At 66.6% G+C, this 13,012-nt stretch carries 7 protein-coding genes; 3 read left to right on the forward strand and 4 right to left on the reverse strand.

Annotated elements, in window-relative coordinates; translation table 11 throughout:
• Positions 1–27 precede the first annotated feature (27 nt).
• The 4 genes from glf to MUU56_RS12115 form a co-directional block, all read right to left on the reverse strand.
• Positions 28–1,185: a UDP-galactopyranose mutase gene (glf, locus tag MUU56_RS12100; RefSeq protein ID WP_244767537.1), complete on the reverse strand. Its 1,158-nt coding sequence runs from the start codon at positions 1,183–1,185 to the stop codon at positions 28–30.
• 12 nt (positions 1,186–1,197) lie between these two features.
• The gene (locus tag MUU56_RS12105; RefSeq protein ID WP_244767538.1) at positions 1,198–2,490 is read right to left on the reverse strand and encodes a DUF6250 domain-containing protein; all 1,293 of its coding nucleotides are present in this window, start codon (positions 2,488–2,490) and stop codon (positions 1,198–1,200) included.
• 47 nt (positions 2,491–2,537) lie between these two features.
• Complete coding sequence (locus tag MUU56_RS12110; RefSeq protein ID WP_244767539.1) at positions 2,538–4,586, reverse strand: O-linked N-acetylglucosamine transferase, SPINDLY family protein; 2,049 nt, start codon at positions 4,584–4,586, stop codon at positions 2,538–2,540.
• Between the two features lie 199 nt (positions 4,587–4,785).
• The gene (locus tag MUU56_RS12115; protein ID WP_244767540.1) at positions 4,786–8,865 is read right to left on the reverse strand and encodes a beta strand repeat-containing protein; all 4,080 of its coding nucleotides are present in this window, start codon (positions 8,863–8,865) and stop codon (positions 4,786–4,788) included.
• 772 nt (positions 8,866–9,637) lie between these two features.
• On the opposite strand from MUU56_RS12115, the gene MUU56_RS12120 reads away from it, so the two are divergent.
• The 3 genes from MUU56_RS12120 to MUU56_RS12130 all read left to right on the forward strand — a co-directional run bounded on the left by MUU56_RS12120 (position 9,638) and on the right by MUU56_RS12130 (position 13,008).
• Positions 9,638–10,822 (forward strand): flagellin N-terminal helical domain-containing protein, encoded by a 1,185-nt coding sequence (locus tag MUU56_RS12120; RefSeq protein WP_244767541.1) that lies wholly within the window; start codon positions 9,638–9,640, stop codon positions 10,820–10,822.
• A gap of 312 nt (positions 10,823–11,134) precedes the next feature.
• Positions 11,135–11,788 (forward strand): hypothetical protein, encoded by a 654-nt coding sequence (locus MUU56_RS12125; protein WP_244767542.1) that lies wholly within the window; start codon positions 11,135–11,137, stop codon positions 11,786–11,788.
• Entirely contained in the window at positions 11,785–13,008 is a 1,224-nt protein-coding gene (locus tag MUU56_RS12130; RefSeq protein WP_244767543.1) for a MotB family protein, read from the forward strand. The genes MUU56_RS12125 and MUU56_RS12130 overlap by 4 nt, the downstream gene beginning before the upstream one ends.
• Positions 13,009–13,012: the final 4 nt, after the last annotated feature.

The raw sequence follows: 13,012 nt of genomic DNA on the forward strand, positions 1-13,012 counted from the left end.
GGCCTTCTTTCGTTTCGTCCGGGCGCCTCAGAGCGGCGGGTGCAGGAAGGTGGCCATCGCCGCATTCTCGGCCTTGCGGGAAAGGTAGAGCCGGGCGGTGTCGAGCGCCTCGCGGATCGTCACGTCCATGTCGAGGTAGCGGTAGGTGCCGAGCCGGCCGACGAAGGTGACGCCGGCTTCCTGCTCCGCGCGGGCGACATAGTCGGCGAGTTGCGCCTTTTCCTCCACGAGGCGGATCGGGTAGTAGGGGATGTCGTCCGGCCCGCAGGCGCGCGAGAATTCGCGATAGCAGACCGAGCCCGCGGGCTCCTCCCAGGGCGAAAAATGCTTGTGCTCGGTGATGCGGGTATAGGGGACGGCGACGTCGCCGTAGTTCATCACCGCGCAGCCCTGATAGTCGCCCTCATAGGTGAAGCGCTCGAAATCGAGCGTGCGGTAGCCGAGCCGGCCGAGTTCGTAATCGAAATAGCCGTCGAGCGGGCCGGAATAGAAGATATGGCTGTAGCCTGCCTTCTCGCCGCGCCGGAAGCTGGTTTCCAGTCGGACCGTGATGTTCGGATGATCGAGGATGCGCGCGATCATCTCGGTATAGCCGGTCTCCGGCATGCCCTGGTATTTGTGGAAGAAGTAATTGTCCTCGTAGTTGAAGCGCACCGGCAGACGTTTCAGGATCGAGGCCGGCAGCTCGGTCGGCGAGCAACCCCATTGCTTCTGCGTATAGCCCTTGAAGAAGGCCTCGTAGAGGTCGCGACCGACGAAGCGCAGCGCCTGTTCCTCGAAGGTCTGCGGATCGGTGATCGTCTTGTCCGCCTGCGCGTCCAGGAAGGCGCGCGCCTCGTCCGGGCGAAAGCTCTTGCCGAAGAACTGGTTGATCGTGTGCAGGTTGATCGGCAGCGAATAGACCTGCCCGCCGCTGGTCGCCTTCACGCGGTTCTTGTAGGGCATGAAGGTCATGAAGCCGTTCACATAGTCCCACACTTCCTTGTCGTCGGTGTGGAAGATATGCGGCCCGTAGACATGCACCATCACGCCGGTCGCCTCGTCCCGCTCCGTGTGGCAGTTGCCGCCGATATGGTTCCGCGTGTCGACGATCTCGATCGCATGGCCCGCCTCGGCAAGCGCACGGCCGATGACAGCGCCGGAAAGGCCGGCGCCGACGATGAGGATTTTTTCCTTTGCCCGCATGAAGACCGGTCCTCAGCCTGCTGCGCGCAGGGCGAGCTGTGGCTTCTCGTCGGCCGGGAAGAGACGCTCGCGCATGAGCGCCTCATAGGCGGCGACAAGCGGGCTCGGATCCCAGCCGCGCTCCTGCGGGCCGAAGCTCAGGTGGCTGACGGTGAAGTCCGAATAGATCGCCGTCGGCCGTTGCAGGAGCGTCGGAACGCCGATGGTCAGCGCGTGTTCGTCGTCGCCCTGGGGCAGGGCCATGTGCACGAGGTCGCGGCCGAGCCAGGCGATGAAGTTGATCGACTGCCGCTCCGTCCAGTCGACGACCCTGGCGGGAAGGGCGAGGGTCCTGCCGCCCTGGCCGAGGAAGAAGTCGTGCAGCTTCACGGCCCGCTCGGCGCTCTCCCAGAGGCTGCCGCCGAAGCCGCCCGGCGGCAGCTCGAAATGGCCGACGCCCGGCGGAATGGAGCCGGCCGCCTGCTGGAAATAGGCACAGACGCCGTTGTTCACCACATTGGCCGAGACGACGAAGTAATGCGGATTGTTCCGGCGGAACTGGATGAAGCCGTCCAGCTCGTCGATGTCGAGATAGACGATGTCGTCGTCGCATTTCAGGAACACCGCGTCGGAAAAGGCCGCGAGCTGCGTGGCGTAGTAGTCGTAGGCCTGCCAGTAGGGCATCTGCTCGTTCGGATTGCCGATATAGCGCCGCGTGGCCGCACCGGCGTCGCAAAGCTCGAGGTCCGCGCCCCAGCCGCCGCGCATCTGCACGCTTGCGCCGGCGGAAAAGGCGAGTTCCGGCCAACTGCCGATGGTGACGTTGTTGACGTGCAGCGTCGGCGTGCCGGCCGCGTCGAGCGATAGCACGACATCGTTCGCTCGGCCGGGCGAGAGCACGCCGGGCGTCGGTGCGCTCCACAGGTTGGTGTCGTCGCCGCGCTCGGGGTTGTGCAGCTTTTCGCGCGGGATCTTGCGCATCGCCGAATGGGTGTTCTTCCAGCCGCCGACCACGAATTCATAGTGCTCGTTCGGGCGGTCGTGCGGGGTGAGGGTGATGTGCAGGTCGTGCCTTATGCGCGCGCTGGTGCGGAACGAGGCCTGGCGCGAGACGCTGCCGACCGGCTGGTAGGGCACCTTCGCACCCATGTAGCGCACCGGGCCAAACTCCCGGCTCACCCAGGCGTGGTCCTCGGCCGAGCGGGTGAAGTCCCAGATGTGCCACTCGTCGATGATCCCGAGGTCCATCGCCCGGCGGACATATTGGGTGAGGATTTCCATCCGCTTCTGCCGTCCGGCAAAGGTCACCAGGATTACGGGGGTCATGCTGTCCTCGTCATTCAGAACTTCGGGTTGCGGGTGGAGCCGGGCGGTCAGGCGGCCGGCGCCGGCCAGAGGCGGGCGTCGGGCGAGAGCGGGGCGTGTTCGTCGAGGCTGGCAAGCGCCGCGCGATAGCGCTGCCGGTAGGCCTCGTCCTCCTCGAATTCGATGCCGGCAGCGGCAAGCTCGGCGCCGACCTCGTAATAGACGTCGAGGTTGCGCAGGTCGGGCACGGGCGTTTCGCCGCGTTCGGCATCGCCCTGCATCTGCCAGTAGAGCTCCTCAAGGCGGCGGGCGAGGCCGGGCATGTCGCGCAGTGCACAGGTCTCGCGCTGGCGCTGGAGCGAGAGCTTCACCGCCGCGAGGCTCGCCGGGTTCCGGGCGAAGGCGACGGCCTTCTGCACGTAGTCGTCCGGGCCCGAGCAGATCATCTCGGGAATGCCGGCCGCCGCGACGATGCTGGCGCAGAAGCGCGAGGCGAAGCTCTTGCCCGCGATGGTCAATACCGGCAGGCCCTGCGTGATGGCATCGGCCGCGGTGGAATGGGCGCCGTAGGGGAAGGTGTCGAGGAAGAGATCGGCAAGGCCGATGCGGGCGAGATGGTCGGGGTTCTGCGTCTTGCCGGCGAAGACGATGCGCTCCGGCGCAACGCCGTTCTGCCCCGCGATCTGCTTCAGGCGCTCGTTGACGCTGTCGTCGCCGGCGAGCAGCCACAGCACGCTGCCGGGCGTTGCCAGCAGGATCGCCATCCAGCGGCCAAAGCAGGCGGCGGTGATCTTCTGCATGCCGTTGAAGCTTGCGAAGACGAAGGCGTTTTCCGGCAGGCCGACGCTGGCGCGCGTCGGGCGCGGCGAGACCGCGCGCTTGCGGTCCACCGGCTGGTTGCAGGCGATGCGCAGGACCTTCTCGGTGTAGTAGATCTCGTTTTCCGGCGGCACGATGTGTTCGTCGGCGATCATGTACTGGTGGTAAGGGCTTGCCATGGTGCCCGGATAGCCGCAGAAGTTCACGATTACGGGCGCCGGCCGGTAGGCGAAGATCTTGGTGCGGGCATGCTTGGTGTAGCCGTTGACGTCGACGAGCACGTCGATCTCGTCGGCGGCGATCTGGCGGGCGGCGTCGATGTCGCTGAGCGCGGCGATGTCGCGCCAATGGTCGACCGCCAGCTTGATGCGGGCCTGAGTCTGGTCGAGCGGTGCCGGATCGCCGCAATAATAGGCGAAGATCTCGACGCTCGTCTTGTCATGCAGTTCGAGCACTTCGCTGAGCGCGAAGCCCACGGCGTGCTGGCGCAGGTCCGAGGAGACGTAACCGACGCGCAGCCGCTGCCCGGTCCCCGATTTCTGCCGCACCGGACTGCGCGTGAAGTCCTGAAGATCGGCCGGTCGGCCGACATTCGTGCGGCAGTAGCGATGGGCCTTGGCCAGGTGGAACAGGGGATCGTCCGCATAGCAGGCGATCGTCATGGACGAGGTCGCGTCCATGAAATGGCGCGGCGTGACGTGAAGGGAGGGTGTGAAGACCGGCCATTTGCACTGGCGCATGCGCAGCGAGATCCAGTGCTGCGCCGCCTCGGTGCGCGACGGCTGCAGCTCCATGGCCTGCCAGAGGGCGGCTTCGGCCTCCTCCAGGTGCCCGGTGCCTTCCAGCACGCGGCCGATATGCTGGAGGCTGAGCAGGCGGTTGCTGATCCTGTCCGGCGTGACGTCGGCGGTCGCATCGGCATAGACGCGCCATTGCTGGACGGCCTGGCCCGTCAGGCCGCAATCCTCCAGCGACCTGCCGAGATTGATATGGGCCTGGCCGAACTGCGGGTTGATGCGCACGGCGGCGCGAAGGGCGTGCAGCGCGCCGGCAGCATCGCCGGCCTTCGACAGCGAGACCGCATAGTTGAAATAGGCAAGATGCAGCAGCGGGTTATTGTCGTTGAAGGCGATCCAGATCTTGTAGAGTTCGCCTGCCTGTGCCGTCGCTCCGGCCGCCGTCAGGCTTTCCGTCGTCTGGAACAGGTCGGCCAGCGAGAGCTGCTGGTTGCGGGCCCGCCCGAGCAGATTGAGGAACGCCGTGGCGGGATCGGCAAGAATGGGGGTGCTGACGGTCATGACATCCTGCGGCAAGGGGGCCTGCTGGCCGGGCTGTTGAACGGCTCGGAAGGAGCTCGTCTGCCTTGCTATCGGAGTTGACTTGCGTCGGGCTGGTCGTTTTGCGCGAAGGGAAGGCCGCCATGTCCCGCGGATTGCAGCGCCGGGCGGGCGGAAGATGGCGGCGGCGCGGTTTCGGCCGCGCCGCCGGATGTCAATATTAGATCGCGGCGTAAGCCTGGATCACGGCTTCGACCTGCGCCGAGTTCATGGCGGCGATCTGCTCGGCCTTGAGGGCCATGATCTGGGCGGAGTCGAGGGCTGCTATGTCCTCGGTGGCCAGACCCTGCAGGGCCTTCAGGCCGATGGCAGCGATCTCTTCGGTCGTGAACGTCTTGATGTCGTCCGAGCTCATCGCCTGCAGGGCGGCGGCGCTGAGGCCGGCGATCTGCGTGCTGGTGAGGGCGGCAACCTGCGTCGTCGACAGGGCCTCGATCTGGCCGCTGGTCAGGGCTGCGATCTGCTTGGTGTCGAGAGCTGCGATCTGGCCGGTGCTGAGGGCCGCGATCTGCGTGCTGTTGACCGAAGCGATCTGCTTGGCGCTCAGGCCGGCGATCTGGCCGGTGCTGAGGGCTGCAAGCTGGCCGGTGGACAGGGCATTCAGCTGGGTGCTGGTGAGGGCACCGACCTGCTTGCTGTCGAGGGCCGCGATGGCTGCCGTCGTGATGCCGGCGAGCGCCGCGGTTTCGAGGCCGGCCAGCGCCTTGACGTTGATGGCCGCGAGCTCATCCGTGCTGAACAGGGCCAGTTCCGCCGAGTCGATGGTCTTCAGGGCGGCGGCGCTGAGGGCTGCGACCTGCGAGCTCGTCAGGGCGGCGACCTGTGCCGTCGAAAGCGCTGCGGCCTGGCTGCTCGTCAGGGCCGCGATCTGCTTGGAGTCGAGAGCTGTGATCTGGCCGGTGCTGAGGGCCGCGATCTGTGTGCTGCTGACCGAAGCGATCTGCTTGGCGCTCAGGCCGGCGAGCTGGCCGGTCGTGAGGGCCGCGAGCTGGCCGGTGGACAGGGCATTGAACTGGGCGCTGGAGAGGGCACCGATCTGCTTGCTGTCGAGGGCTGCGATGGCTGCCGTCGTGATGCCGGCGAGCGCCGCGGTTTCGAGGCCGGCCAGCGCCTTGACGTTGATGGCCGCCAGTTCATCCGTGCTGAAGAGAGCCAGTTCCGCCGAGTCGATGGTCTTCAGGGCGGCGGCGCTGAGGGCTGCGACCTGCGAGCTCGTCAGGGCGGCGACCTGCGCCGTCGACAGGGCTGCTGCCTGGCCGCTGGTCAGGGCACCGACCTGGGCGCTCGACAGGCCGGCAATCTGGCCGGTGCTGAGGGCTGCGATCTGCGTGCTGTTGATCGAAGCGATCTGCTTGGCGCTCAGGCCGGCGATCTGGCCGGTCGCGAGGGCCGCGAGCTGGTCGGTGGACAGGGCATTCAGCTGGGTGCTGGTGAGGGCACCGACCTGCTTGCTGCCAAGGGCGCCGATGGCCGCCGTCGTGATGCCGGCGAGTGCCGAGGCTTCGAGACCGGCAAGGGCCTTGACGTTGATGGCCGCCAGCTCATCCGTGCTGAACAGGCCGAGCTCCGCGGCATCGATGGTCTTGAGCGTTGCCGCGCTGAGGGCAGCGACCTGCGAGCTCGTCAGGGCGGCGACCTGCGCCGTCGACAGGGCTGCCGCCTGACTGCTGGTCAGGGCGCCGACCTGGGCGCTCGACAGGCCGGCGATCTGGCCGGTGCTGAGGGCTGCGATCTGCGTCGAGCCGATCGTGGCGACCTGCTTTGCACTCAGGCCGGCGATCTGACCGGTCGTGAGGGCCGCGAGCTGGTCGGTCGACAGGGCATTCAGCTGGGTGCTGGTGAGGGCACCGACCTGCTTGCTGCCGAGGGCGGCGATGGCCGCCGTCGTGATGCCGGCAAGCGCCGAGGCCTCGAGGCCGGCGAGGGCCTTGACGTTGATGGCCGCCAGTTCATCCGTGCTGAAGAGGGCCAGTTCCGCCGAGTCGACCGTCTTGAGGGCGGCGGCGCTGAGGGCCGCGACCTGCGAGCTCGTCAGGGCTGCGACCTGTGCCGTCGACAGGGCTGCTGCCTGGCCGCTGGTCAGGGCGCCGATCTGGGCGCTGCCCAGCGAGGCGATCTGGCCGGTGCTGAGGGCTGCGATCTGGGTCGAGCTGATCGTTGCGACCTGCTTGGCGCTCAGGCCGGCAAGCTGACCGGTGCTGAGGGCCGCGAGCTGGCCGGTGGATAGGGCATTGAACTGGGCGCTGGTGAGGGCACCGATCTGCTTGCTGTCGAGGGCGCCGATGGCTGCCGTCGTGATGCCGGCGAGTGCCGCGGCGTCGAGGCCGGCGAGGGCCTTGACGTTGATGGCCGCGAGCTCATCCGTGCTGAAGAGGGCGAGTTCCGCCGAATCGATGGTCTTCAGGGCGGCGGCGCTGAGCGCTGCGGCCTGCGAGCTGGTGAGCGCGGCAATCTGTGCCGTCGACAGGGCCGCTGCCTGGCCGCTGGTCAGGGCACCGATCTGGGCGCTGCCCAGCGAGGCGATCTGGCCGGTGCTGAGAGCGGCGATCTGGGTCGAGCTGATCGTGGCGACCTGCTTGGCGCTCAGGCCGGCGATCTGGCCGGTCGTGAGGGCTGCGAGCTGGTCGGTCGACAGGGCGTTGAGCTGGCCGCTGGAGAGCGCGGCGATCTGGCCGGTGCCGAGGGCGCCGATGGCCGCCGTCGTGATGCCGGCAAGAGCCCCGGTGCTGAGACCGGCGAGGGCCTTGGCGTTGATGGCAGCCAGTTCGTCGGTGCTGAACAGGGCCAGTTCCGCCGAATCGATGGTCTTCAGGGCGGCAGCGCTGAGCGCTGCGACCTGCGAGCTCGTCAGGGCGGCGACCTGCGCCGTCGACAGGGCGGCCGCCTGGCCGCTGGTCAGGGCACCGATCTGGGCGCTCGACAGGCCGGCGATCTGGCCGGTGCCGAGAGCGGCGACCTGGGTCGAGCTGAGCGTTGCAACCTGCTTGGCGCTCAGGCCGGCAAGCTGGCCGGTGCCGAGCGCTGCGACCTGGCCGGTGGACAGGGCATTGAGCTGGGTGCTGGAGAGAGCAGCGATCTGGCCGGTGCCGAGGGCGCCGATGGCCGCCGTCGTGATGCCGGCAAGGGCTCCGGTGCTGAGGCCGGCGATGGCCTTGGCGTTGATGGCGGCCAGTTCGTCGGTGCTGAAGAGGGCGAGTTCCGCCGAATCGATGGTCTTGAGGGCCGCGGCGCTGAGGGCTGCGACCTGCGAGCTGGTGAGCGCCGCGATCTGATCCGTCGACAGGGCAGCGGCCTGGCCGCTGGTCAGGGCCGCGATATGGGCGCTGTTGAGGCTGGCGATGCTGGCTGATGCGATGCCGGCGAGGGCGGCCGCATCGAGGCTGGCGAAGGCCTTGGCGTTGATGGCGGCCAGTTCGCCCGTGGTGAACAGGGCAAGTTCCGCCGAATCGATCGTCTTGAGGGCGGCAGCGCTGAGGCCGGCAACCTGCGTGGAGGTGAGGGCCGCGATCTGGTCCGTGGACAGGGCTGCAGCCTGGCCGCTGGTGAGTGCGCCGATCTGCGCGCTGGACAGCGACGCGATCTGGGCCGTGCTGAGGGCGGCGACCTGCGTGGAGTTGAGCGTGCCGACCTGCTTTGCCGTCAGACCGGCGAGCTGGCCGGTGCCGAGGGCGCCGAGCTGGCCGGTGGAAAGCGCGTTGAGCTGGGCGCTGGAGAGGGCTGCGATCTGGCCAGTGCCGAGGGCGGCGATGCTGGCGGTTGCGATGCCGGCGAGGGCTGCCGTGCTGATGCCGGCGATGGCCTTGGTGTTGATGGCGCCGAGCTCGTCGGTGGTGAACAGCGCCAGTTCGGCGGAATCGATGGTGGTGAGGACCTGGTAGCCGAGGGCCGCGATCTGCGCGGAGTTCAGCACGGCGATTTCATCCGTGGTGAAGGTGGCGACCTGGGCGCTGGTCAGGGCCGCTGCCTGGGTGGCCTTGAGGCCCGCGATGTGGCCGGAGGTGAGCGACGAGATCTGGCTGGCGCTGAGGCCGGCGATGGACTTGACGGCGATCGAGCCGATCTGCTCCGAGGTGAAGGAGAGCAGGCTGCTCGACGTGAAGGCGTTGAGCTGGGCGGCGCTGAGCGCCGCGACCTTTTCCGAGGTCAGTGCCGCGACGTCCGCGCTGTTGAGAAGCTGGATCGCACTCGTGGAAAGGTTCCGGATCTGGCTGGGAGTCAGATTGGTAATGATTGAAGTCATGGACGCGCGCCCTTGTGTTAGCGGATGACAAACGTCGTTTTCGTTCCACCGACCGTGCGGGAAGAGATTCGATCTTCTCCTCGGGTCCCAGGCGCGCAAGGCACCCGCCGTGTACCGCTCGGTCGAGCGCCATCCACGGCGCTAACGGTCCGGACGTCCGGTTGGACGAAAACAATGTCACTTGAAACATGGCTCGAACGAGCCAGCGCATCGGAAGGGCATCATGCGCGGAACTGACACCAGCTCCGATCCCTACGCCATTTGGTCGCAAACGCCGTGCATTGGCTATGCTGTTCCGGGGCCGACTGAACAAGGCAGCAAAATTGCCCCAGCGGCCCTTTTCGACCATGCTAAGTTCTAAATCGGTAGCGTTTAATTTTGGGTTAACAGGCGCGCAGCTCCGGTTGTATCCTGTCCCGCTCTGTCTCCCGGCAAGCGCGGCCTCGCCGCAGAGGTGCGCAGGTTGTGCCAGGACAGGCCAGAATGCCGGGCGGCGCCGGCGGCGCCCATGAAGCAGATGTCGCCTTTCGTCGCCTTTGCCGCGAACCGTGAAATCTGGCTCCGGACGATAAACGCAATCTTCATCTTTCTTTGATCGTGCGCCAGGCCGTTAACCATTTGTTAACCACTCGCTGTTAACCCTTTCTTAAGAGCGATGAACCGGCGCCCAGGGCAAACGAGCGGCGCCGGATGCATGAAGCCCCTTCGTCGTTACCGGTCCCGCCTCACTCCGGCATGCTCCCCGACAATTCCTTTCCCAGGGCAAATGCCAATGACCAGCATATTGACCAACTCCGCCGCCATGGCGGCGCTGCAGACCCTTCGTTCCATCGACAACGGGCTTGAAACCGCGCAGAGCCGCGTCTCCTCCGGCATGCGCGTCGAAACCGCCGCCGACAATGCGGCCTACTGGTCGATCGCGACCACCATGCGCTCCGACAACCGCGCCCTCGCCACGGTCCAGGATGCCCTCGGCCTCGGCGCCGCCAAGGTCGATACGGCCTATGCCGGTCTGGAATCGGCCATCGAGGTCGTGACGGAAATCCGCGCGAAGCTTGTCGCCGCGACGGAAGAGGGTGTCGACAAGGCGAAGATCCAGGAAGAGATCACCCAGCTCCAGGCACAGCTCGTCAGCATCGCGGAAGGCGCTTCCTTCTCCGGCGAGAACTGGCTGCAGGCCGACCTGACGACGGCCGGCGGTTCCGTGAAAAAGAGCGTCGTCGCCTCCTTCGTCCGCAATGCGACGGGCGCCGTCTCCGTCAAGACGGTCGATTACATGCTCGATGACAGAACCGTCCTCTTCGACGAAGGCGGCAATCTCGGCATTCTCGACAAGGCGGCCGTGATCGAAGGACCAGCCGTTGCGCTCAATATCAATGTGGGCGGCACAGTTACCCAACATACCGTCGAGGCATTTACCACGGACGAGGTCATTGCCGCCGGCGCCGGTTCCTCCACCTTCGACGGCCGCTATGCCACCGACGGCGTGAACAATTACGTGAAGGTCGCCGACGACACCTGGGTGATCGCCGTGAACCAGACCACCGTCCCCAACCAGGAGGCTGCCTACCAGGACTCGCTCGGCCGCCTCTGGGCCGTCGACACGGCGAATGTCGTGGCCGCGACGACATCCTCGGTCGACACGATGGTCATCGACAATTCGACCACGACCGGCCAGATCGATGGCCTGCTGAAGATGGTGGATACGGCCCTGGAGGCGATGACCAGCGCTGCGGCCGACCTCGGGGCGATTTCGACCCGCATCGAGATGCAGGAGAGTTTCGTGGCCAGCCTCAACGACGTGATCGACAAGGGCATCGGCCGCCTGGTCGATGCGGACATGAACGAGGAATCGACCCGCCTGAAGGCGCTTCAGACCCAGCAGCAGCTCGGCATCCAGTCGCTGTCGATCGCCAATTCGAGCGCCGAGAACATCCTGCAGCTCTTCCGCCAGTAAGGGCGGCAGGTTCTCTTCCGCCCCGGCCGTTGGTCATCGGCCGAGGCGGGCGGTTGGGCCGCGTTATTTGCCCTGGCGCGGCCCAACACCTTTTATCTTCATCCTCGCACAAGTTTGAAACCCTAGGCTCGATGGCACGATCAGGAAGATTGTGTGCCTTTCGCCTCGCGGAAGGCGCGGTGTCTAAGGAGACAGGTCAGCGGTGGTGTCAGGTTCCAGTGTTTTCGAGAGCGAGCGTCGAAGCGGTCCGCGGGGTTCCCGTCGGGCCTTTCTCGCGTTCGTCCGGCACGCGGCGGGGCAGGAGGGCGTGCGATGAGCGTGCAGCTTGCCCGTTACCTCAAGGATTTCGGCGCTCCGCCGCGCCCCAGGGCTCCCGCCTTCCAGCCGCCGTCCTTCGGCGATGACGGGGGTGGCGCTGCGGCCCAGGCCTTCGTCATGCCATCGGCCGAGCCGCCGGTGGATCTTGCCGCCGAGCGCGCCGAGGCCTTCGCGGATGGCAGGGCGGAAGCCGAGACGGAGCTTCGTGCCAGGCACGAGGCCGAGATCGCGGCCCTGAAGGAGGCGCACCAGGCCGAGCTCGACAACCTGAAGGCGCGCTACGAGAAGGACTACGCCCGCGACCTCGCCGAGCGGTTTTCGACGCTCACGGGCGAGGTGGCCGAGCGCGTCGCCGCCGATACCGCCGAGGTCCTGGCGCCGGTGATGGACGACGTGCTGGCGAGGGGCGCGATCGCCGACCTTGCCCGCATGATCGCCGAGGGCCTGCAGGGTGATGAAGGCATGGCGATAACGGTGAAGGGGCCGGCAAACCTCTTCCAGCAACTGGAATCGCATTTCGACGAACCCGCGCCGGTCTTCCGGCATGTCGAGATGCAGGATGTCGATTTGACGGTGGAGTTCGGCGACACCGTCCTCGTAACGCGGATGGCGGCCTGGGCTGACACCGTACGCAAGGTGCTTGCATGAGCGAAGGCGAAAATCACCACCACGGCAAGAACGAGATCATCATCGTCAAGCGTCATGGCGATCACGAGGGCGACCATCATTCGGCTGCCTGGAAGATCGCCTATGCCGACTTCATGACCGCGATGATGGCCTTCTTCCTCGTGATGTGGCTGGTCAATGCCGCCAACGAGAAGACCCAGGCCTCGGTCGCTTCCTATTTCAATCCGATCAAGCTGACCGACGACAAGCCGGCCGACAGATCGGTGAAGAAGCCGGCCAACAGCGCCGAAGGCGAGGCGACGCAGGACAAGTCCAAGGAACAGGGCCAGCAGCAGGCGAGCGGCAACGGCGCGGAAAGCGGCAAGGACGAGAAGACGACGGCCGGCGAGGAAGTGCAGTATTCCGAGGCCAATTTCTTCGAGAATCCCTATTCCGTGCTCTCGGAGATCGCGCAGGAAGTCGGCCAGCAGGCGAATGTCAGCGCCAAGGGCGAGGGCGGTGCCGCCACTTCGGGGCCGGCGACCGGCGCCAATGGCGGCGAAGCCTACCGTGACCCGTTCGATCCTGATTTCTGGACGCAGCAGGTGCAGATCTCCGAGGCGACGGATGCCGGCAGCGAGGGCACGCCGGGCCAGCAGATGGCGGCTGCCAGCGACGACACCGTGAAGCAGGCGCTCGCCAAGGAAGAGGCGGAGAAGGCCGCGGCCGCGAAGGCCGAGGCGGAAAAGGCCGCTGCGGAGGCCGCCGAGGCCAGGGAAGACGAGAAGAAATCCGCCGAGGAGAAGAAGGCGGACGAATTGAAGAAGCAGCTGACCGCCGAGATCGGCAAGCTCGGCAAGCTGGCCGAGGGTCTCAGCGTGACGCCCGCCGAGGGGGGGCTGCTCGTCAGCCTCACCGACCAGCTTGACACGCCGATGTTCAACATCGGCTCGGCGGTGCCCAAGCGCGAGATGGTTCTGGCGATGGAGAAGATCGGCAAGGTGTTGGAAGGCCGCCCGGGCGCCATCGCCATCCGCGGCCATACCGACGCCCGTCCTTTCGCCGGCGGCAAGAACGACAACTGGCGCCTTTCCATGGACCGCGCGCAGAGCGCCTATTACATGCTGGTGCGCGGCGGCCTGGAGGAGAAGCGCGTGAGCCAGGTGACCGGCTTTGCCGATCGCCGCCTGAAGGTCCCGGCCGATCCGATGGCCGATGCCAACCGCCGCATCGAAATCCTCATCCAGGCCGAGGGCAGCTGACGCC

Origin of the sequence: Shinella yambaruensis (genome assembly GCF_022899355.1) — a bacterium.
GTDB lineage: Bacteria > Pseudomonadota > Alphaproteobacteria > Rhizobiales > Rhizobiaceae > Shinella > Shinella yambaruensis.